The following is a 23,378-nucleotide window of genomic DNA, read 5'->3' as shown; positions in this document are numbered from 1 at the left end:
GTAAATTCAACAACACAATATGAAAAGTAGGGAAATATAATTCCAATGAAAGCCAAATGACGAAACGTTTACAAATATTTGAGAAAGTATTTGTCACGCTTACAAGAAGGTGGTAAGATTAGCCGTAGAGGAAAACCCTCTGTATTCTCCAATGGTGAAAGGAATGGATTTACACATGGTAGGTAAAGTAAAATGGTTTAACTCAGAAAAAGGTTTTGGATTCATCGAAGTTGAAGGCGGCAAAGACGTGTTCGTACACTTCTCAGCAATCCAATCTGAAGGCTACAAATCACTTGACGAAGGTCAAGAAGTAGAGTTTGAAATCGTTGATGGCGAGCGTGGCCCACAAGCGGCTAACGTTGTAAAATTATAATTTCAAACCACGAAGCCGGCTCCCTTGGGAGTCGGCTTATTATTTTGTCTACATAATAAAAAAAGGTGTTTAAAAATGATTGGAATGGGTATTTTCTTTCTATACCTTCCGCTCGTTCTAGGAAATGTTGAATTCGGAACAAAATTGTCATTATTTTCTGATGATAACGTTTTCAAAAGCGGCGTTTTCGGGGTATAATATGAATGAGCCACCTGGTTCCACTTTCTTTTTTAAGAAATGAAGCAGGAGATTCCGTCTCGTTCGACGAATCATTGGTTCAAGCGGTAATTTTAAGGAGGAGTTCAGATGATTTATAACATTCGCGGCGAAAACATTGAGGTCACACCAGCAATCAAAGACTATGTCGAGAAAAAGCTGGAGAAGTTGACTCGGTATTTCACAACTCCTACGGATGCACAGACGGCTTATGTCAACTTGAAAGTGTATAACGAGAAACAAAAAGTGGAAGTGACGATCCCGATGCCGAACTTGTTGCTCCGTGCCGAGGACATGAACCTCGACATGTATGCAGCAATCGACCTCGTCGTCGATAAATTGGAACGTCAAATCCGTAAACACAAAACGAAACTCAACCGTAAAGGACGCGGAAAAGAAGGTGGCGTCGGCGAGTACTTCAAGTCTCTCGAAGGACCTGATGATGCACCGGTCGTCTATGATGAGGACGAGGCAGAACTCGAACTCGTACGGACGAAACGCTTCACATTGAAACCGATGGACACGGAAGAGGCGATTCTTCAAATGGATATGCTCGGTCACAGCTTCTTCGTCTTCTCAGACGCAGAAACGGGCAACACAAACGTCGTCTACCGTCGTAAAGATGGGAAGTACGGCTTGATCGAACCTGAATAATAAACTTGACTATACACGGCCTCCCGGCTTCGGGGGGTCGTTTCCTTTTGCCTTTCCTTGAAAGGTGGCACCACTTCGGTTAAACTGTACATTAGGGAAAAAACATGCATTTTTTAGTGAGTGCAGAGGAGATATGAGTATGGCGAACTTTTTGAAAGAGTTATTTGCTCCACAGAAACGAATGTTGAAAAAAGCAGAGAAAGCGGCCGACTTGATCGAGTCGTTCGCCGAACCAATCAAAGCATTGTCTGACGAACAGCTTCAGGCGAAGACGGAAGAGTTCCGGGAGCGTCTGGCGAAAGGCGAGACACTTGACGACCTCTTGCCGGAGGCGTTCGCGGTCTGTCGTGAAGCATCAGAGCGTGTGCTCGGTATGCGTCACTACCGTGTTCAACTCATCGGGGGTTACGTGCTCCATAACGGCGACATCGCCGAAATGAAAACCGGTGAAGGGAAGACGCTCGTCGCGACACTTCCAGTCTACTTGAACGCGCTCACTGGCCGTGGCGTACACGTCGTAACGGTCAACGAATATTTGGCGAAACGAGATAAAGAACTCATGGAGCCGCTCTATTTCGCACTCGGTCTTTCGGTCGGCCTCAACGTGTCGAACATGGACCGTGTCGAGAAACAGGCGGCCTATAACTGTGATATCACGTACTCGACGAACAACGAGCTCGGGTTCGACTACCTCCGTGACAACATGGTCCTTTATAAGGAAGACCGTGTCCAACGTGAGCTCTACTACACGATCGTCGATGAAGTCGACTCGATCCTCGTCGATGAGGCGCGTACTCCGCTCATCATCTCGGGATCGGCTCAAAAATCGACAGAACTCTACACACGCGCGGATGCGTTCGTCCGTACGTTAAAAGAGGAAGAAGATTATACGGTCGACATCAAGACGAAATCAGTCCTCTTGACGGACCAAGGGGTCGACCTCGCTGAGAAATTCTTCGGCATCGACAACTTGTTCGCCATCGAACACGTCGCGGTCAACCACCACGTCGGACTCGCACTACGTGCGAACGCGGTCATGCATCATGACATCGACTATATGGTTCGCGAAGGACAAGTCATGATTATCGACCAGTTCACGGGACGTGTCATGGATGGACGTCGCTACTCTGAAGGTCTTCACCAAGCGATCGAGGCGAAAGAAGGCGTCGAGATTCAACGTGAATCCATGACGCTCGCGACAATCACGTATCAAAACTACTTCCGGATGTATGAGAAGCTTGCTGGGATGACCGGTACAGCGAAGACGGAGGAAGAGGAGTTCCGTAATATTTACAATATGCAAGTTGTGACGATTCCGACGAACAAGCCGATCCTTCGGGACGACAAGTCGGACCTCATCTTCAAATCGATGGAAGGCAAGTTCAAATCCGTCGTTGAAGAAATTGCAACGGTTCATGCGACAGGTCAACCGATTCTTGTCGGTACGGTCGCTGTTGAAACGTCTGAATACTTGAGCAAGCTCTTGACGAAGAAAAAGATTCGTCACGATGTCTTGAATGCGAAGAACCATGCCCGTGAAGCGGAAATTATCGAGAACGCCGGACAAAAAGGTGCGGTCACGATTGCGACGAACATGGCCGGTCGTGGTACCGATATCAAACTTGGAGAAGGTGTCGTCGACCTTGGTGGTCTCTATATCATCGGGACAGAACGTCACGAGTCACGCCGAATCGATAATCAGCTCCGTGGTCGTTCAGGTCGTCAAGGGGACCCGGGTAAATCGCAGTTCTACTTGTCACTCGAAGATGAGCTCATGCGCCGCTTCGGGACGGATAGCCTCCAAAGCATGATGGAGCGTCTTGGAATGGATGACACACAACCGATTGAGAGCCGTATGGTATCAAAAGCGGTCGAGTCGGCTCAAAAACGTGTTGAAGGAAACAACTATGATGCACGTAAACAGCTTCTCGGTTACGACAACGTCATGGCTGACCAACGGAAAGTCATGTACAAAGACCGCGCCAGCATCCTTGAGAACGAGTCAGTCACGGATATCGTCCGCTCGATGATGGCCCAGACGGTCGAACTCGGTGTCTTACAATATACACCGATCGAACTCGTGCCAGAAGAATGGAACATCGACGAGCTTGCACATTGGGCAAACCAAACACTCGCACTCGAAAAAACAGTCGAAGGCAAAGACTTCTACGGTAAAGAGCGTGAAGAAATCGTCGAACTCCTCATGGAGCGCGTGAACGAGCAGTATGAAGCGAAGCGTGAACTCGCGCCACCTGAACGCTTTAACGAGTTCGAGAAGATTATCGTACTCCGTGCCGTCGACTCGCACTGGATGTCTCATATCGACCATATGGACCAGTTGCGCCAAGGGATTCACCTCCGCGCTTACGGACAGAACGATCCGCTTCGTGAGTACCAAGCGGAAGGGATCAACATGTTCGACGCGATGAATGCGGCGATCGCAGAAGAAGTGACAGGCTTCGTGCTTCGTGCCGAAGTCGGGGACAACCTCCGACGCGAGAAAGTCGTCGAAGAGGAAGTTGCCGTCTCTGGCAAGAGCGATGCGCCGGTCAAGAAGAAACCGGTCCGTCGTTCGAAAGAAGACAGCATTGGCCGGAACGACCCGTGCTGGTGTGGTTCTGGTAAGAAGTTCAAGAACTGTCACGGTAGACAACAGGCTTAATTATTGAAGAGGCGGGTCCGCTCGCCTCTTTCCTACGGAAAGGTGAATCACACTATGGAAATTTCAGATATTCGGAACGAACTAGAGGCGATGGCGAAACGCCTCGAGAATTACAGAGCATCGCTCAACTTGACAGAGAAAGAGGCACGTATCGCCGAGCTCGAGAACGAGATGACGTATCCTGACTTCTGGGACAACCAGGAGAAGGCTCAAAAAGTCATCGACGAATCGAACGGCCTCAAAGCGATGGTCGACAAGTATCAAGACCTCGCGACCCAACATGAGGACGGCGAAGTGACGCTCGAACTCATCAAGGAAGAGCCGGATGCAGAGATGCAAGAAGAGCTCGGAGAATCGATTCAAGCGCTCAAGAAAGAGTTTGATGACTTTGAACTTGAAATTCTATTGAACGGACCATACGATGCGAACAACGCCATCCTTGAATTGCACCCGGGTGCGGGCGGTACCGAGTCGCAGGACTGGGCATCGATGCTCCTTCGGATGTATCAACGTTTCGCGGATAAACAGGGCTGGAAAGTCGAGACGGTCGATTACCTCCCAGGAGAGGAAGCGGGCGTCAAGTCGGTCACGCTCCGCATCATCGGGCATAACGCATACGGCTACTTGAAAGCGGAAAAAGGGATTCACCGTTTAGTCCGCATCTCGCCGTTTGATTCGTCAGGTCGTCGTCACACGTCGTTCGTGTCATGTGACGTCATGCCGGAATTCGATGACGACATCGAGATCGAAGTACGGACAGAAGACCTCCGCATCGACACGTACCGCGCGTCAGGTGCTGGCGGACAGCACATTAACACGACGGACTCTGCCGTCCGAATCACGCACGTGCCGACAGGCGTCGTCGTCTCATGTCAGACAGAGCGTTCACAAATCAAGAACCGTGAGTCGGCAATGAAGATGTTGAAAGCGAAATTGTACCAACGCGAACTCGACGAGCAACAACGTAAACTCGATGAGATCCGTGGAGAGAAGACAGATATCGGTTGGGGTAGCCAAATCCGTTCATACGTCTTCCACCCGTACTCGATGGTTAAAGACCATCGGACGAACCACGAGGTCGGAAACACAAGTGGTGTCATGGACGGGGATGTCATGCCGTTTATCGATGCTTACCTTCGTAAAACAAATATGTGATGCATGTGGCTCAAAGACTCCCGTCTTTGGGCCACGTTGTCTGTAAAGGAGAATTTCTTTAATGAAGCAAATCGTCAAAGACTATCTGTATTTGTTGACGGGTTCGGTGTTCGTCGCCTCGGCCTTCAGCCTATTCCTGTTGCCGAACAACCTCGCATCGGGCGGGGTGAGTGGGATCTCGGTCATCACGTATGAACTGTTTGGCATCTCGCCAGGTGCGTTTCAGCTCGTGGCAAACGTACTACTCCTCATCGTCGGATGGGCAATCCTCGGACTCGGGTTCGGCGTGAAATCACTCGTCGGCTCCATTTTCTTGCCAGGTGTCATTCTTTTTTACGAGGCGATTGATGCCGGGGCTGCCGTGAACGACACGTTACTCGCTGCCATCTTCGGTGGAGTTGGCGTCGGTGTCGGGCTCGGTCTCATCTTCCGCGGACGCGCCTCGACGGGTGGGATGGACTTGATCGCACAGATCTTACATAAGTTCACGCACATCCCGCTCTATCTCTGTATCGCCATTCTCGACGGCATGGTCGTTTTGACCGCAGCTCTCACATTCTCGTTCTCGACTGGGCTTTATGCACTGATTGCACTATTTATCACGGTCAAAATGATCGACTTCGTCCAGCTTGGGTTCACACAGGACAAGATGGCGTATATTATCTCGGAGAAACGGGACTTCATCGTCCGGGCCGTCTTTGAGGAACTCGATCGCGGTGCGACGGAGATTCAGGCGATCGGGGCGTACTCACGTCTGGACCGTCCGATGCTCATGATTGTCGTCCGTCAGAGTGAAGTGAGCCGACTGAAAGAAATCATTCGTCGGATCGACCCGGAAGCGTTCCTCGTCTTTAGCGAGGCACACGAGGTACTTGGACAAGGGTTTACGTCAGATAAGCGTTATATCAACGTGCCGTAAGTTGTGGAATCTTTGTGTACTTTTCGTGAGATTAGGTTAGAAAGGATACGTTTACGGCTATAATGGTAAATGTAGGTGATTTCTACAACTTAGGAGGGGAACGCGGTTATGAAAAAATGGATGATGGCCATTGGCCTCGGCGCCATGTTGACGCTCGGAGCATGTGGCGGTGGTGAAGAAGAAGGAACGTCGAGCGACGGGGATACGGGCTCGAACACAGCATCGATTGATGCAGAAGCGGTCTTCGCGCAAAACTGTGCAGCGTGTCACGGTGCGAACCTCGAAGGAATGAGTGGTCCGTCACTCGAGCAAGTCGGTGCTCGTTTGTCGGCAGAAGAGATTGAAAATGTCATTCGAAACGGTCAAGGCGCGATGCCTGCGAACGTCCTCGAAGATGATGAAGAAATCACGGCGGTCGCCGCTTGGCTCGCTGAGAAAAAATAAGTGTTGGAAGCATGAGGCGAACAGGTCCCTCATGCTTTTTTTGTTTGGGGTCCTAAGGCTTAGGGAATTATTTTTAAGGTAATAGGAGATGTTATGGAAATGGAGTGATGACAATTGAAGACGAAGTTGATTGACTGGCCGACTTTTATCGGCTCGTTCGTATTACTGTTAGGGGTGACGCTACCGCTCATCTTCTTCCCGGAGACAGGGAAGGCATGGGTCGGCGCGGCGAACGAATACATGACCTCTAACTTTGGGATGTTGTACTTAGCGATGGGGTTAGGCGCATTCGGATTTTTGATCTTTATTGCCTTCAGTAAGAATGGGCACATCAAATTAGGTCGTGAAGATGAAGAACCCGAATTCAGTACATTCTCTTGGGCGGCGATGTTGTTTGCTGCCGGGATCGGGTCGAGTATTCTTTATTGGTCGGTCATCGAATGGGTGTATTACTATGAAGGACCACCATTTGGATTGACACCCGAGTCACCGGAAGCCATCCAATGGTCGACGGCATACGGGATGTTCCACTGGGGACCGATTGCCTGGGCAATTTATACGTTACCAGCCTTACCGATTGCCTATTTCTTCTATGTCCGCAAGAAGTCCGTATTGAAAGTAAGTGAAGCAGTGCGTCCCGTGATCGGGAGATGGGCGGATGGTCCACTCGGCAAGATTATTGATATCTTATTTATTTTTGGATTATTGGGTGGAGCCGGAACGACACTCGCGCTCGGGACACCGATGATTGCCGAAGGGGTCAACGAATTAACCGGAATTCCTGTCACGCTCGGCATGCAAGCCGTCATCATGTTAATTTGTACGGTGATCTTCGCCATCAGTTCATATATCGGACTAAAGGGCGGAATCAAAGTACTAAGTGATTTGAACATCTGGCTCGCCCTGGGGATCTTGACGTTCGTCTTCATCTTCGGTCCGACTCGCTTCATATTGGAAACGACGTTCAATGGGGTCGGGATTGTCATGGATAACTTCTTCCGGATGGCGACATGGATGGAGCCGTTCGGTGACTTCGGAGGGTTCACCTCGACGGGATTCCCAGAATCATGGACCGTGTTCTATTGGGCTTGGTGGCTCGTGTATGCACCGTTCGTCGGACTGTTCGTTGCTCGAATCTCACGTGGACGTACGATTCGCAACATGATTTTCGGGACGATGGTATATGGGACACTCGGTTGTATCCTCTTCTTTGGGATTCTCGGAAACTACGGGCTGTATCTTCACTTGAGTGGCACGTTCGACGTCGTCGGATATATGGCAGCGAATGGACCGGCCCCGACGATCATCGCCATCATTGGACAGTTGCCGTTCGGGAAAGTCGTCATCGGCGTCTTTACCCTCCTCGCCATCATCTTCTTGGCGACGACGTTCGATTCATCGTCTTACATCTTGGCATCGGTTACACAAAAACACGTCGAAGACGAGCCAATCGTCTGGAACCGACTCTTTTGGGCGTTCGCCCTTGCGATCATGCCGCTCACGCTCATGTTCCTAGGTGGTCTCGATACGCTCCAAACAGCGAGTATTGTCGGGGGCTTCCCGCTCATCTTTATCATGTTCCTCTTGGCATGGTCGTTCGTCCGTGTCTCGAGCCAGGATATACGGGCTTCTGATGACTATGAGTCCTCGACGATTCATATCAAATATCGAAAACGAAAGAAATCACCATTTGATGCCTTGAAAGAAAAACCACGCGACTAATATTGTCGAATTTGTGAAGGGTGTTCCTTAGGGAGCACCCTTTTGAAATGCGGTTTCAGCCTCACGAAGAACAGGGTGAAAGTCAGGTTCATCGCGACATTTTCACACGGAACGCTATTCAACTGAAATACTCCTGTAATGGTGTTTTAAAAGTTGGATTGATATAATTGTAGTCGCTTCAGCTTTGCCCTAGATGTTTTTTTGACCAGGCTATTACCAATCAATGAGACCTTGACAGAGGGAATCAATTCCTGTAAAAAAGACTCTAGGCGAAATATACAGTAACTAAAACAATTGATTCAAATTCGTCATAGATGCTTAAAAAAATTTTAAAAAGGGTAGGGAATACGTTATGATCTCGATGCAAAAAGTCAGTAAAGTATATCCGAACGGCGTCGTTGCCATGGATGACCTCGATTTAGAGATTCGCGACGGCGAGTTTCTTTATGTCGTCGGACCTTCTGGTGCCGGTAAATCGACATTCATGAAGATGATTTATCGCGAGGAGAAACCGACAGCCGGTCAATTATTGATTGACGGACTCGATGTCGGAAAAGTCAAAGACCGTCACGTGCCAAAACTTCGTCGTCAACTCGGCGTCATCTTCCAAGATTTTAAATTGCTTCCGTCACTCACGGTCTATGAGAATGTGGCGTTCGCATTAGAAGTTGTCGGAGCAGACACGTCGTCGATTCGTAAACAAGTCATGGATGTGTTGAACTTGGTCGGATTGAAGAATAAAGCACGCAACTATCCCGATGAGCTTTCAGGTGGAGAACAACAGCGTGTCTCCATCGCCCGAGCAATCGTGAACAAACCGAAACTGATCATCGCCGATGAGCCGACGGGGAACTTGGACCCAGAGACAGCATGGGGCATTATGGAAGTATTTGAAGAAATTCATCGCCGTGGAGCAACGATTGTCATGGCGACACACAACCGTGACATTGTTGATAAGATTCGTCACCGCGTCATTGCGATTGAGAACGGGAAAGTCGTTCGCGATGAAGAGAAAGGAGCATATGGCTATGATGTTTAAGACTGGATTGCGCCATTTGCGCGAAGGGTTCAAAGGAACGCTTCGTAATGGTTGGATGTCGTTCGCGGCAATCAGTGCCGTCACCATCACGTTACTACTTGTCGGTGTATTCGCACTCGTCATGTTCAACGTCAACGAAATCTCAGACAACGTCGAGAACGATGTCGAGATTCAAGTGTTCATCACGCGTACCGCAGATGAGAACTCGGTCGAGAAACTTGGAGAGAATATCGAACAGGTGCCGGGCGTCTCGACGGTCACATTCAGCTCGAAAGAAGATGAGTTACAGAAGTTCCAAGACCAACTTGGGGACGATGCGGCTGCATACGGAACGGTAGAAAAAGATAACCCGCTCCATGCCCGTTATATCGTCAAAGCGCAAGACCCGACAGAATTAGAAGAAGTGGCCAAATCGGTCGGTTCACTTGATAATGTCGACGATGTGAAGTATGGGAAAGACTACATCGATAAAATGTTCGCCTTCTTCAACGGGATTCGCATCGGTGGACTCGCGTTGATCGTCGGTTTGACATTGATGGCGATGTTCTTGATCTCGAATACGATTAAAATGACGATTTTCTCACGTCGCCGTGAGATTGAAATCATGCGACTCGTTGGAGCGAAGAACAGCTTCATCCGCTGGCCGTTCTTCATCGAAGGATTGCTTCTCGGAATGCTTGGGGCTCTTATCCCGATTTTAGTCATTTATTTCGGATATGACGTTGCATATAGTGCTTTACAACCATCGCTTGATCAATTGAATAGTGATATATTTAAGTTGATTGATCCATCGACGCTCACGGTCCAAGTATCATTCGTGTTACTTGCACTCGGTGCGTTCATCGGAATCTGGGGATCGACGACATCGCTCGGTCGTTTCTTGAAAATCTAACTTGAATAAGGAGGAGTTGGCGGATGAAACGTTCGCTTGCGCTAGGGTTGTGTGTATCATTACTTGCCATGCCGGTCATGGCGACAGAGAAAGACACGTTGAAAGCTCGGCAAGACCGACTATCCAATGAATTGGAGGAGTCGGAAAAAGCGCAAGCCAAGACGGATGCCGAACTCGAGGTCACCGAGGCAGAGCGTGATGCCGTGAAGACGGAAATTCACGTCGTCGACGACCGGTTGAATGTGTTGAGCGAACAAATCGCCATTCAACAGCACGAGGTCGATACGGCCCAGGCAGAACTCGAGTCGACCCGCCAACAACTCTCCGTTCAAGAGGAATATTTGGAAAGCCAAAAGGAACTCTTGAACGAACGCCTTCGTGTCTTACAAGTACACGAAGACACGTCTTATCTACAAGTCATTTTTGAGTCCCGTTCCTTCGGCGACTTCGTGACACGAGTCATGACGGCCCGCACGATCGCCGAACAGGACCGGGAACTCATACATAATTATATGAGTGAGATGGAACGTCTGGAGTCGCTCGAGTCGACACAGCGTACCCAACTCTCTTTCATCAAGCAAAAAGAGCGGGAACTTGTCATCACGAAACAAGACCTCGACCGAACGGCCGAGAAGAAGCGTGACTTGTTGGCTGAGCTTGACGAGCAAGTCGAGCAACTCGAACTAGAGAAGATGACGCGTAGTGAAGAACAGGCCGTCATGGCTGAACAGAACCGAATCATCGGTGAACAGCTCGAGGCGATCGCGACTGCAGAACGGGAAGCGGCCGAGGCGGCAGAACGTGCCAAACGAGAAGCGGAAGCGCGTGCCGCTGAAGAACAGGCACGAGCTGAGGCTGAAGCGAGAGAAGCGGAAACAGAAGTCGAGGCACCTGAAGTGACGGCACCTGCCGACACACCGACGCCGGTATCCACATCGACCGGATTCGTTCGTCCCGTATCCGGTTATGTCTCTAGCCCGTTCGGTCCTCGGAATAATCCGTTGACGGGAGTCCCTGAGATTCATAAGGGAATCGACCTCGTCAATGCGCCAGGTACACCCATTGTCGCGAGCGCACCGGGAGTCGTCATCAAAGCGGCACCGGCGACGGGATATGGGAATGTCGTTTTCGTCTCACATGTCATGAACGGTGAAGTATGGACGACCGTCTACGCTCACTTGAGTGCAATCACGGTCGGAGCCGGACAATCTGTTTCAGCCGGACAAACGGTCGGGACGCTCGGAAGCACCGGGTGGTCGACCGGTCCCCATCTTCATTTTGAGTTGCACCGAGGAAAATGGGCACCTGGACAACCGAACGCAATTGACCCTGCCCCGTATATTGGCTACTGACAGAAGCGGACGCGTCCCAAATATGTGGAACGCGTCCGCTTTTCCTTTCGTTTTTGCTATACTAATGAAAAGACTTACAAAGAGAAATGAGGGACCAACCCGTGAAAAATTCAACCGCAGGACTACTCGCTGGCACAACATTCGTGGCTGGGGCCGGTGCAGGCCTTGCGACGATGGCGTTTACAGACACATCGCTTCCCGTTCAAACGAATGCGGAAGGCTGGGATAAAGTCGATCAAGTACGTGATTTAATTGAAGAGCATTCCTTACAAGACATTTCAGAAGATGATTTATTGACCGGTGCGCTCGATGGAATGACCGCAGCGTTGAACGATCCGTATTCGGATTTCTTGGACGCAGAAGAAACATCACAATTTACGGACTCGATTGAATCGAGTTTTGAAGGAATCGGTGCGACTTTGGAGAAGAAAGGAGAAGACATTTTAATTGTCGCTCCAATTAAAGGAGCTCCGGCCGAAGAAGCAGGACTACGTCCCGGTGACATCATCACGGCGGTCGACGGGGAATCGATCGAAGGGATGGACGTTCAGGAAGCCGTCCAACTTATTCGAGGAGAAAAAGGAACGACCGTCACGTTGACCATTCGTCGTGGCAGCCAGACGGCGGACTATGAAATCACACGGGATACGATTCCGATTGAGACAGTGTTCTCTGAAGTGAAGGAGAAAGACGGCAAAAAGATTGGGTATCTTCAAATCACCCAATTTTCAGAGCCGACGGCCGACGAGTTTCTTGAACAGTTGGACCAACTCGAATCGGAAGACATCGACAGTTTGATCATCGACGTCCGCGGAAACCCGGGTGGTCTCTTGCCGGCCGTCATCGAGATGTCTGAAGGATTCGTCCCGACATCAAAACCGGTCGTTCAAATCGAAAATGCGGATGGGGACCGTGATGCCCAAAACGGTCGTGCCCGCGAAGCGAAACCGTATGACCTGTTCGTCTTGACGGACGAGGGTTCTGCCTCGGCATCTGAGATTTTGACAGGCGCGATGAAAGAAGGGGCAGGCGCAACCATCATCGGGACGAAGACGTTCGGAAAAGGCGTTGTCCAGACGGCGTTCGATTTAGAGGACGGTAGCAATTTGAAGCTGACGACGAGCAAATGGCTCACGCCGGATGGGAACTGGATCCATAAAAAAGGGATTGAACCGGACATTGAAGTGAAACAACCGGATTATTTCAATGTGACTCGTGTCCTGACCGAGGAAGACGAATTAAAAACTGGCGACTACGGGGATGCCGTGTCGAACTTGCATAAAATTTTAACTGGTATCGGCTATGAACCTGGTGGTCAGCCTGGCTACTACGGGGACACGATGGCCGAGGCAGTCAAAGCGTTCCAGACCGATCAAAATCTCACGGCTTCTGGAACGGTCGATGAAGAGACGGCTTCGGCACTCGAATCGAAGCTACTCGAAGCGATTCAAGATGAGGCGAACGATGCTCAATTGAATCGTGCGCTCGAAGAAGCTGCAAAATAACGTTGTATGAAAGAAAGGGTTGGACCGCGTGGAAGTTGTACGAATGAGTGTTACGGCTTTATTGACGTTGTTAGGTAGTCCGCTGTTCTGGGTGACGCTGGTCGCCCTTACATATGTATCGATGACCCGAGTCAAGCGAGAACGAGCCATGTTTCGTTCAAGACGCCGCTCACCGAAATCGGAATGGAAGCATTTCATTTGGCCGAGTCTTCTACTAGCGGTCCTTTCTTCAACCGCGACGATTTTATTGGAGACGACGATTACGTTCGAATGGGCGGTATCGTTCACGGTGCTCTATACGCTCGTGGTATTGACGATGCATCCGCGGTTCTTCAACCCGGTGCTCCCGCTCCTCGTCATCTATGGTGTCGTCTTGTTGCGCGATGTCGTCGCGTACGGGGCGTTCCATGATTGGGTAGAAGCACTCGCCACGGTAGATTGGACAGTCTATGCGCTGACGTTCGGTCTTGTGACACTTGCGGAAGCGATCCTGTTACGATGGAACGGACCGAAAGAAACGTCGCCGACTTTGATTTTATCGAAACGGGGCCAATTCATCGGGGGGCACGTCGTCAAACGCATTTGGTTTTTCCCGCTCGTGCTCTTTTTACCACCGACATTCGGTCTCGACTGGCCGATGGTTCCGATTATTCTTCCGATTCCGATCGGGGTCAGTTTATTGTCGACCGGAGCGTTACCCGGGACGTTGCTTGCGCGGTTGAGTTCTTATCGTGGTGTCCTCGCTTTAATCGCCCTCGGCTTATTCGGACTTTCGTATACATGGGAAGTCCCATACGCTGACTACGTGTTATTGGCACTCTTCGTTCTCTATGAGCTTGGCCTTCAGTGGATCAAACGTGAGAATCGGGGAACGACGCCCGTCTTTATCAATGGGAATCGAGGGGCCGTCATCGTCGACACCCTTCCAAATTCACCAGGGGAAGCGATGCAACTGATTCCGGGTGAGTCTATCTACAAAGTGAACGGAACGGTCATCACCGGAGGGCACAGCTTTTATGAGGCGCTCCAGCAGCATAAACCATACATCAAGCTTGAGGTGTTGAATCTGAACGGAGACATCCGGTTCGTGCAACGGGCGATGTATGAGACCGATCCACATGAACTCGGGATCTTGTTCGTCGGAGAGCCGACGAGCCCTCGGGTCCGCCTTCGTAAACTGTAAGAGTATCCGCTATGGATACTCTTTTTTTGCATAGAAAAAGGGCACCCGTGAGGATGCCCGTCTTCTTATACGTCAAGTTTTGAAGGTTTGAAGGCCATGGTCGCTTCGACAGCGTGTTGCCAACCTTTGTAGAGTGCTTCGCGATGAGACTCGTCCATGTTCGGCTCAAACTTCTTATCGAGTTTCCATTGGTCTTTGATTTCTGATTGGTCTTTCCAGAAACCGACCGCGAGACCTGCCAAGTAGGCGGCACCGAGTGCAGTCGTTTCACTCACTTCAGGACGTTCGACCGGAACATTGAGAATGTCCGATTGGAACTGCATGAGGAAGTTGTTACTGACGGCTCCACCATCGACACGGAGTGTTTTCAAGTTGATGCCTGAGTCATTTTCCATCGATGTGAGAACGTCGCGTGTCTGATAAGCGAGCGATTCGATCGTCGCACGGACCAATTGTTCTTTCTCTGTTCCGCGTGTGAGACCGAAGATGGCACCACGAACGTCAGAGTTCCAATACGGTGCACCGAGACCGACGAATGCCGGAACGACGTAAACGCCTTCTGTCGATTCAATGCGTGTCGCATATTGTTCTGAGTCTTTCGCAGATTTCAACATCCGCAATCCGTCACGGAGCCACTGGATGGCCGAACCAGCGACGAAAATGGATCCCTCGAGCGCATATTCGACTTTTCCGTTATAGCCCCATGCGATTGTCGTCAAGAGACCGTGATCGGATTTGACGGCTTCTTCGCCCGTGTTCATGAGCATGAAGCAACCCGTTCCGTAAGTGTTTTTCCCTTCACCTTTTTCAAAGCACGTCTGACCGAACAAGGCAGCCTGTTGGTCACCGGCGGCTCCGGCAATCGGTACTTCGAATCCGAAGAAGTGATACGGGATCGTGTTCGCATATACTTCACTCGAAGGTTTGACTTCAGGAAGCATCGATTTTGGTACTGACAAGATGTCGAGTAACTCGTCATCCCATTTTTGTTCGTAGATGTTATACATGAGTGTACGTGATGCGTTCGAATAATCCGTCACGTGGGCTTTTCCACCTGAGAGTTTCCAAATGAGCCATGTGTCAATGGTACCGAAGAGAAGTTCGCCGTTCTCGGCCTTCTCGCGCGCACCTTCGACGTTGTCGAGAATCCATTTGACTTTCGTACCTGAGAAGTAGGCATCGATCAAGAGACCTGTTTTGTCACGGACCATGTCAGAATGACCTGCCGCTTTCAACTCTTCACAGATATCAGCAGTTTGACGGGATTGCCAAACGACGGCGTTATAGACAGGGCGGCCAGTCTCTTTTTCCCAGACGACTGCCGTTTCACGTTGGTTCGTGATCCCGATTCCAGCGATCTCATTCGGGTCGATATCAGCTGAACCGAACGCTTCCGCCATGACGGCGAGGACAGAACCCCAAATCTCATTGGCGTTATGTTCAACCCAGCCTGGTTTCGGGAAGTATTGTTTGAATTCGCGTTGTGCGACTGTGACGATTTTTCCATCATGATCAAAAATGATTGCCCGTGAACTTGTCGTTCCTTGGTCCAATGCTAAAATGTAACGTTTTTCTTTCGCCATATGTGAGTTCCTCCTTCAAAATTATGTGTTAAGGGACGAGAATGCCATAAACGAGAGCGGCGATGACGGCACCGATGATCGGACCAACGACCGGGATCCATGAGTAACCCCAATCTGAAGAGCCTTTTCCTTTAATCGGAAGAAATGCGTGTGCGATACGTGGCCCGAGGTCACGTGCAGGGTTGATCGCATAACCCGTTGTTCCACCGAGTGAGAGACCGATTGACACGATCAAGAAACCGACGATGAGCGGATTGAGTCCATCTGCGAATGTGTTTGCCCCGAATGACAATAATGCAAAGACAAGGACGAATGTTCCGATAATCTCACCAATCAAGTTCGATGGCGTGTTGCGGATTCCTGGAGCTGTCGAGAACGTCGCTAGTTTCAAACCAGGATCGTCTGTCGCATCATAGTGTGGCTTGTAGTGGACATAAACCAAACATGCCCCAATGATGGCTCCAATAAACTGGGCAAGGATGTAGAGTGGGACATCGGCCCATGGGAATTCGCCTGCTGTCGCGAGACCAATCGTGACGGCAGGGTTGATGTGTGCGCCTCCGTAAATACCGGCTGCGTAGACCCCGACCATAACGGCAAGACCCCAACCCATTGTGATGACAATCCAGCCAGAGTTTTCCGCTTTGGAATGGCGGAGGACGACGCCGGCGACGACACCGTTACCGAGCAGAATCAATAGCATCGTACCAATAATTTCACTGACAAATGCTGACATGTGATACTCCCCTTTCTCCCTTATCAAATTGACTTACCACTTCATTATATGCCCAAAATGTAAGCGTTTTAAAACAGTGTTTTTCAAAAATCCTACTTTATTCCTACAAATGTTCACATTTACAGCTGTAAACTTCACAAAAGAGGTAAGGGACAGAGCGAAACGTTCACGAAGTGGATGATTTTTTAAAAAATTTCAGGCGTTCCACTTCATTAGGAACATAGTCCATTCTGTAATCTGTAATCCCTTATGCCACAAAAGTGATTCAGTTGAAATCGTGTTGTGATGATTTGACTGTAACAGGATGTTTCTTTTGAGACGGTAAAGGAAAAAGAAATGAACAGTAGATCGAATGTAAAAAAGAAATGAAATTCATTAGTCTAAAAGCTAATAAGCGAATATTTGTTCGTGTCTATGGTATAATCAAAGCACTTATGAAATGAGAAGGTGAGGAGTATCTTATGGAATCGATTCCGTTTGCATTACAATCTGAATTTCAACCAGGAGGCGACCAGCCTGAAGCGATTCGACAGCTTGTCGAAGGCGTGAATCGGGGTGACCGGTATCAGACGCTCCTCGGTGCGACGGGGACGGGGAAAACGTTTACCGTCTCAAACGTCATCCAAGAAGTGAAGAAGCCGACACTCGTCCTCGCTCACAACAAGACGCTCGCCGGTCAGCTCTATTCGGAGTTCAAAGAGTTCTTCCCGAACAACGCCGTCGAGTACTTCGTCAGTTATTACGATTACTATCAACCGGAAGCGTACGTACCATCGACGGATACGTTCATCGAGAAGGACGCCTCAATCAATGATGAAATCGATAAGCTGCGTCACTCGGCGACGTCGGCTCTGTTTGAGCGCGATGACGTGATCATCGTCGCATCCGTTTCCTGTATATACGGGCTCGGTAACCCGGAAGAATACCGGAGCCTCGTTTTGAGTCTTCGCGTCGGCAAAGAGATGGGACGTGACGAGATGTTACGTAAACTCATCGACATTCAATATGAACGGAACGATATCGATTTCCAGCGTGGTCGTTTTCGTGTCCGTGGGGACGTCGTCGAGATCTTCCCGGCATCGCGTGACGAACATTGTATGCGCATCGAGTTTTTTGGTGACGAAATCGACCGCATCCGTGAGATGGACCCGTTGACGGGGGAAATTATCGCGGACCGTGACCATGTCGCCATCTTCCCGGCATCCCACTTCGTCACACGTGATGAAAAATTGCAAAAGGCAATCGTCAACATCGAAGCGGAACTCGAAGCACAGCTTGAGAAATTCCGTGAAGAAGGGAAACTGCTTGAAGCGCAGCGACTCGAGCAACGAACGCATTACGATTTGGAAATGATGCGTGAGATGGGGTATTGTTCAGGAATCGAGAACTATTCGCGCCACTTGAACTTGATGCCGGAAGGTTCGACTCCATACACGTTACTCGATTACTTCCCAGAAGACTTCTTGCTCGTCGCCGATGAGTCGCACGTGACGCTCCCACAAGTACGGGGGATGTATAACGGGGACCAGGCACGGAAACAAGTGCTCGTCGACCATGGCTTCCGTCTCCCTTCGGCGAAGGATAACCGTCCACTCAAGTTTGATGAGTTCGAGAAGAAAGTCTCACAAGCCATCTTCATCTCGGCGACACCAGGGCCATACGAGCTCGAACATACACCGAATATGATCGAGCAGATCATCCGTCCGACCGGGTTACTCGATCCGACAATCGAGATCCATCCGATCAAAGGTCAGATTGACTACTTGATGGATCAGATTCGCGAACGCATCAAGCGTGATGAGCGAGTGCTCGTGACGACGCTCACGAAGAAGATGGCAGAAGACTTATCCGATTACTTGCGCGAAGCGGGAATCAAGGTCAACTATATGCACTCTGAGATCAAAACGCTCGAACGAATCGAAATCATTCGTGACCTTCGTCTCGGAAAATATGACGTCCTCGTCGGAATCAACTTGTTGCGGGAGGGTCTCGACATTCCAGAGGTCAGTCTCGTGACGATTCTCGATGCCGACAAGGAAGGGTTCCTTCGTTCGGACCGCTCGCTCATCCAGACAATTGGACGAGCGGCACGTAACGCGAACGGACATGTCATCCTGTTCGCAGATAAGATGACCGACTCGATGGCACGTGCCATCGAAGAAACGGATCGTCGTCGGTCGATTCAACAGGCTTATAATGAAGAACATGGCATCACCCCGCAGACGATTCGTAAAGACGTCCGTGGTGTCATCCGGGCGACGGTCGAGGCAGAAGAGGAAGCGCTCGAATCGCTCAGTACGATGAAGCCGGCCGAACGCGAGGCGGCGATTGCCAAATTAGAAGAAGAAATGAAGCAAGCGGCGCGCGACCTCCAGTTCGAACGCGCGGCCGAACTGCGTGACTTAATCTTGGAGTTGAAGGTAGGGAATTAAATGGCTGAAAAGAAAAATGCGATTGTCATCAAAGGGGCACGCGTCAACAACTTAAAAAATATTGACATCGATATCCCCCGTGACCAGCTTGTCGTCTTGACGGGCTTGTCCGGCTCCGGAAAATCGTCACTTGCGTTCGATACGATTTACGCGGAAGGACAGCGACGCTACGTCGAGAGTTTATCTGCCTATGCTCGTCAGTTCCTCGGACAGATGGATAAGCCGGATGTGGATACGATCGAGGGACTTAGTCCGGCCATTTCAATCGACCAGAAGACGACGAGTCGTAACCCTCGCTCGACGGTCGGGACGGTAACAGAGATTTATGATTACCTGCGTCTATTGTTCGCAAGAATCGGAAAACCGGTCTGTCCGAACCACGGCATCGAGATCTCGAGTCAAACGATCTCGCAGATGGTCGACCAAGTGATGGAATTGCCGGAACGGACGCGACTCCAAATTTTGGCGCCGATCGTTTCAGGACGTAAAGGAACGCACGTGAAAGTGTTCGACTCGTTGAAAAAAGAAGGATTCGTCCGTGTCCGCGTCAATGGCGAAACGATTGAATTGACGGATGAGATCGAGCTCGATAAAAACAAGAAGCATTCCATTGAGGTCGTCGTCGACCGTCTCGTCGTCCGACCCGATGTCGAAGGTCGTCTTGCGGATTCACTCGAGACGGCATTACGTCTCGCTGACGGACGCGTCATCATCGATAAGATGGACGGGACCGAGCTTCTCTTTAGTGAGCATCATGCCTGCCCAATCTGTGGTTTCTCAATCGGTGAGCTTGAACCACGTATGTTCTCGTTCAACTCGCCATTCGGGGCATGCCCGACGTGTGATGGTCTCGGGACGAAACTAGACGTCGACCCAGAACTCGTCATCCCGGACCCGTCGAAGACGTTGAAAGAAGGGGCGATCGCCGCATGGCAGCCGACGAGTTCCCAATACTATCCGCAACTGTTGGCTGCGATGTGCCAACACTTCAATATCGACATGGACGTGCCGTTCGAGCGCCTATCGAAGCGTGACCAAGACCTCGTCTTGAACGGGTCTTCAGAGGAATCGTTCCTTTTCCGCTACGAGAATGACTTCGGTCAAGTACGGACGAACACCATCTTCTTTGAAGGCGTGCTCCGGAACATCGAGCGCCGTTACCGTGAGACGACATCCGACTACATCCGTGAGCAGATGGAAATGTATATGGCGACACATGCGTGCCCGACATGTCACGGCTATCGCTTGAAAGAAGAGTCGCTCGCCGTCAAAATTACGGGCCAGCACGTCGGACAAGTGACGGAGAAGTCGGTCGTGAACGCGCTCGCGTTCTTCGAGGAACTTAACGAGCAGTTGAGCGAGAAAGATATCGCCATCGCGCGTCTCATCCTACAAGAGATTCGGGAGCGACTCAGCTTCTTGAATAACGTCGGTCTCGACTACTTGACACTCTCTCGTGCCGCAGGGACCCTCTCCGGTGGGGAAGCACAGCGGATTCGTCTCGCAACACAAATCGGGTCTCGCCTCACAGGTGTCTTGTACGTCCTTGATGAACCATCGATTGGTCTTCATCAACGTGATAACGACCGGTTGATTGCGACCCTTAAACAGATGCGGGACATCGGCAACACGCTCATCGTCGTCGAGCATGACGAGGACACGATGATGGAGGCCGACTATTTAATCGATATCGGACCAGGCGCCGGGGAACATGGCGGACAGGTCATCGCTGCCGGGACACCGAAGCAACTGATGAAAAATAAAAACTCACTCACCGGTCAATATCTTGCCGGGAAGAAGTTCATCCCACTTCCGGCTGAACGGAAGATGCCGGACGAGCGTTTCTTAAAAATCGTCAAGGCAGAAGAGAACAACTTAAAAGACGTCGACGTCTCCATTCCACTCGGGATGTTCGTTGCCGTAACGGGCGTCTCGGGATCGGGTAAATCGACCCTCATCAATGAGATTCTCTATAAATCGCTCGCCCACAATATGAACCGTGCGAAAGCAAAACCTGGGAAGCATAAGAAGATTGAAGGGCTCGAGCATATCGATAAAGTCATCGATATCGATCAATCCCCGATTGGGCGGACCCCTCGTTCGAACCCGGCGACGTATACGGGCGTATTTGATGACATTCGCGACGTCTTCGCCTCGACGAATGAAGCGAAGATGCGCGGCTATAAAAAAGGTCGTTTCAGTTTCAACGTCAAGGGTGGTCGTTGTGAAGCATGTCGCGGTGACGGGATCATCAAAATCGAGATGCACTTCCTACCGGACGTCTATGTTCCGTGTGAGGTCTGTCACGGGAAACGTTATAACCGGGAGACGCTCGAAGTGAAATATAAAGGGAAAACGATCGCGGACGTCCTCGATATGACGATTGAGGAAGGTCTCGACTTCTTTGACAAGATTCCAAAAATCAAGCGGAAGATTCAAACGATCTATGATGTCGGTCTTGGCTATATGAAACTCGGTCAGCCGGCGACGGAACTCTCCGGTGGGGAAGCCCAGCGTGTCAAACTCGCCTCAGAGCTCCACAAACGGTCGACCGGGAAGACGATTTATATTTTGGATGAACCGACGACTGGACTTCATGTCGATGATATCGCGCGCTTGTTGAAAGTGTTGCAACGCCTCGTTGAGAACGGGGATACGGTGCTTGTCATCGAGCACAACCTCGACGTCATCAAGTCGGCCGATTATTTGATCGATCTTGGGCCAGAAGGCGGCGATGGCGGGGGACTCATCGTGGCGACGGGAACGCCGGAAGAAGTAGCCGAAGTATCAGGTTCCTATACCGGTAAGTATTTGAAGCCGGTTCTTGAGCGAGACGCCGCTCGTGTGAAACCAAAAGCAGGAAAAAAGAAATAAGTATAGAAATGGTGAGAAACGGGAAGCTAATTGACGTGCAACCAAATTGAAGGGGGAAAATGAACGTGAAACAAGAAATGCGTGAACTGATTCTCCAGCAAGTGAAGGAAGGCAAGATGACGATCGAGGAAGGGATGACACAACTGGAGCGTCTCGAACGACTTGAGCCGGAACAGGTCCAGTCTCTCGAAGCGCGACAGGATACCGAAAAGGTGGATGCCTATTCGGTCGAATCGCTCACGACGAAACTGACATCTGCAGTGGAGGGGCTCGTCACGAAACTTCGTGACAGCGACTTCTCCTTCAGCTCGAACTTTGGACCGGAAGTGACGTATTCGAAGTCGTTCCCATTCACAGGCAGTGAGATTTCGCTCGATCTCTTCAACGCATCGGCGACGATTGTCTCGTCAGATGCCGAAGATTGTGAGCTGATCGTCACAGGTCGTCCGCTTCGTCAACAGGATGCAGACAAAGCGCTCGAACAATTACAGTCGGCGGTCAAACATTCCGTCATCGGCGACCGTCTCGTCGTTTCGCTTCGTGACAAGCTCGTCCGTGCCCACGTGGAACTGTACGTCCCACATCATCATTTCAATCATCTGCATGTCCAAACGTTGAACGGGGAAGTCCGTGCCGATGGACTCGATGTTGATAACGTCCGTGTCCAAACGGCGAACGGTCGTGTCGTTCTCCATGATGTGCATGCATCGGAACTCTTATTGAATACCGGAAATGGAACGGTCGAGGTTGAAGGCGTCGAAGCGGAGCTCGTTCATGTTCGTACCGGAAACGGTGCTGTCATCGTCGGTGGGAAGTATGATAAAGCATCCCTTAAGACGGGGAACGGGAACATTCGTGCAGAACTGGCGACAGCTCGTCCAGCCAAATTCGAACTCGCGTCACTCGCCGGTAACATTCGACTCGTGTTACCACACGGCGTCGAGGTCGAAGGGGAGCTCGAGACGAACTTTGGTGGTCTGCACTGCCTGCTCGACGAACTCGAGATCATCCGTGACCGCAAGGACGTCGCGCAGCGTCGCCTTGAATTCTTGTCCGGTCGTGGTCAAACCCCGCGCATCGAAGTCGAGGCAGGAACACGAACGGGTACGATCGATTTGGAGCATGGTTCGGTCTATACGCCATCCACGTTCCTTGACGAAGAGAAGACGGAACCGTCTGACCCGGTCGATCCCGTTGACCCGGGCGATTTGAACAATCCGTTCCATCAACAATAAGCAAATCCCGAAGGCTGAGCCTTCGGGATTTCTTTTGTTCATAAATTCATTTCGTACTCCATCTGTTGCCAGTCCATCATCTGAGAATCAAACATGGCAAAGGAACTAATAACAAATACGATAAAGAGCACCGGCCCGATAATTAAGAGAATGAACCCGAGCAGTCGCATCGATCTCGAGCGGTTCCAGTAGAAGATGATGGCGACGATCATGGAGATGAGCGCGCCCGATAAAAAGAAACCAATGATGTTTAAAATGAACAGGAGTAAAACCGTTTCATTTTTTGTCGAGGCATATTCCGTCCACATGTCAATCAATGATTTGATGATATAGACGAGTGAGCCGATCCCGATGACTAGCGCAAATAAGATGACAATACCAAAGAAGCCTTCCATTCTTTCA

Annotated in this window: 18 protein-coding genes; 15 read left to right on the top strand and 3 right to left on the bottom strand. The window is 50.4% G+C overall.

Annotated features, from left to right (window positions below; translation table 11 throughout):
• Positions 1-175 precede the first annotated feature (175 nt).
• From cspD to KNO66_RS07045, 12 genes are all read left to right on the top strand, one after another.
• Positions 176-373 (top strand): cold-shock protein, encoded by a 198-nt coding sequence (gene cspD, locus KNO66_RS07100; protein WP_214741662.1) that lies wholly within the window; start codon positions 176-178, stop codon positions 371-373.
• 306 nt (positions 374-679) lie between these two features.
• Positions 680-1,243 (top strand): ribosome hibernation-promoting factor, HPF/YfiA family, encoded by a 564-nt coding sequence (gene hpf / locus KNO66_RS07095; RefSeq protein WP_214741660.1) that lies wholly within the window; start codon positions 680-682, stop codon positions 1,241-1,243.
• A gap of 139 nt (positions 1,244-1,382) precedes the next feature.
• Positions 1,383-3,905 (top strand): preprotein translocase subunit SecA, encoded by a 2,523-nt coding sequence (gene secA, locus KNO66_RS07090; protein WP_214741658.1) that lies wholly within the window; start codon positions 1,383-1,385, stop codon positions 3,903-3,905.
• A gap of 54 nt (positions 3,906-3,959) precedes the next feature.
• Entirely contained in the window at positions 3,960-5,060 is a 1,101-nt protein-coding gene (gene prfB / locus KNO66_RS07085) for a peptide chain release factor 2 (RefSeq protein WP_214741656.1), read from the top strand.
• Positions 5,061-5,121: 61 nt separating this feature from the next.
• Positions 5,122-5,979 (top strand): YitT family protein, encoded by an 858-nt coding sequence (locus KNO66_RS07080; protein WP_214741653.1) that lies wholly within the window; start codon positions 5,122-5,124, stop codon positions 5,977-5,979.
• Positions 5,980-6,087: 108 nt separating this feature from the next.
• Complete coding sequence (cccB, locus tag KNO66_RS07075; RefSeq protein WP_214741651.1) at positions 6,088-6,423, top strand: cytochrome c551; 336 nt, start codon at positions 6,088-6,090, stop codon at positions 6,421-6,423.
• Between the two features lie 114 nt (positions 6,424-6,537).
• Positions 6,538-8,145, top strand: a complete 1,608-nt coding sequence (locus KNO66_RS07070) for a BCCT family transporter (RefSeq protein ID WP_214741649.1) — start codon at positions 6,538-6,540, stop codon at positions 8,143-8,145.
• 352 nt (positions 8,146-8,497) lie between these two features.
• Positions 8,498-9,184, top strand: coding sequence for a cell division ATP-binding protein FtsE (ftsE, locus tag KNO66_RS07065; protein ID WP_214741647.1), 687 nt, complete (start codon positions 8,498-8,500; stop codon positions 9,182-9,184).
• Positions 9,174-10,076, top strand: a complete 903-nt coding sequence (gene ftsX, locus KNO66_RS07060; RefSeq protein WP_214742402.1) for a permease-like cell division protein FtsX — start codon at positions 9,174-9,176, stop codon at positions 10,074-10,076. The genes ftsE and ftsX overlap by 11 nt, the downstream gene beginning before the upstream one ends.
• Positions 10,077-10,099: 23 nt before the next feature.
• Complete coding sequence (locus tag KNO66_RS07055; protein WP_214741644.1) at positions 10,100-11,428, top strand: murein hydrolase activator EnvC family protein; 1,329 nt, start codon at positions 10,100-10,102, stop codon at positions 11,426-11,428.
• 101 nt (positions 11,429-11,529) lie between these two features.
• A complete protein-coding gene (locus KNO66_RS07050) occupies positions 11,530-12,933 on the top strand; it encodes a S41 family peptidase (RefSeq protein ID WP_214741642.1) in 1,404 nt (467 codons plus the stop codon).
• 43 nt (positions 12,934-12,976) lie between these two features.
• Entirely contained in the window at positions 12,977-14,116 is a 1,140-nt protein-coding gene (locus KNO66_RS07045) for a PDZ domain-containing protein (RefSeq protein ID WP_214741640.1), read from the top strand.
• Between the two features lie 65 nt (positions 14,117-14,181).
• Here KNO66_RS07045 and glpK read toward each other — a convergent pair whose 3' ends face one another.
• A complete protein-coding gene (glpK, locus tag KNO66_RS07040; protein WP_214741638.1) occupies positions 14,182-15,699 on the bottom strand; it encodes a glycerol kinase GlpK in 1,518 nt (505 codons plus the stop codon).
• A gap of 28 nt (positions 15,700-15,727) precedes the next feature.
• Positions 15,728-16,435: an MIP/aquaporin family protein gene (locus KNO66_RS07035; RefSeq protein ID WP_214741636.1), complete on the bottom strand. Its 708-nt coding sequence runs from the start codon at positions 16,433-16,435 to the stop codon at positions 15,728-15,730.
• Between the two features lie 461 nt (positions 16,436-16,896).
• Between KNO66_RS07035 and uvrB the strand changes: the two genes are divergently transcribed.
• The 3 genes from uvrB to KNO66_RS07020 all read left to right on the top strand — a co-directional run bounded on the left by uvrB (position 16,897) and on the right by KNO66_RS07020 (position 22,976).
• Complete coding sequence (uvrB, locus tag KNO66_RS07030; RefSeq protein WP_214741635.1) at positions 16,897-18,867, top strand: excinuclease ABC subunit UvrB; 1,971 nt, start codon at positions 16,897-16,899, stop codon at positions 18,865-18,867.
• Positions 18,868-21,741 (top strand): excinuclease ABC subunit UvrA, encoded by a 2,874-nt coding sequence (uvrA, locus tag KNO66_RS07025; RefSeq protein WP_214741633.1) that lies wholly within the window; start codon positions 18,868-18,870, stop codon positions 21,739-21,741. It begins immediately after the preceding gene.
• A gap of 65 nt (positions 21,742-21,806) precedes the next feature.
• Positions 21,807-22,976, top strand: a complete 1,170-nt coding sequence (locus KNO66_RS07020; protein WP_214741631.1) for a DUF4097 family beta strand repeat-containing protein — start codon at positions 21,807-21,809, stop codon at positions 22,974-22,976.
• 38 nt (positions 22,977-23,014) lie between these two features.
• On the opposite strand, the gene KNO66_RS07015 is transcribed toward KNO66_RS07020, so the two are convergent.
• Positions 23,015-23,371 carry a hypothetical protein gene (locus KNO66_RS07015; RefSeq protein WP_214741629.1) on the bottom strand — a complete coding sequence of 119 codons (357 nt, stop codon included), beginning with the start codon at positions 23,369-23,371 and terminating at the stop codon, positions 23,015-23,017.
• Positions 23,372-23,378: the final 7 nt, after the last annotated feature.

This window comes from Exiguobacterium sp. s48 (assembly GCF_018617395.1).
In the GTDB taxonomy this organism is placed as follows: Bacteria; Bacillota; Bacilli; order Exiguobacteriales; family Exiguobacteriaceae; genus Exiguobacterium.
This window is presented reverse-complemented; position numbering and strand designations above follow the sequence as displayed.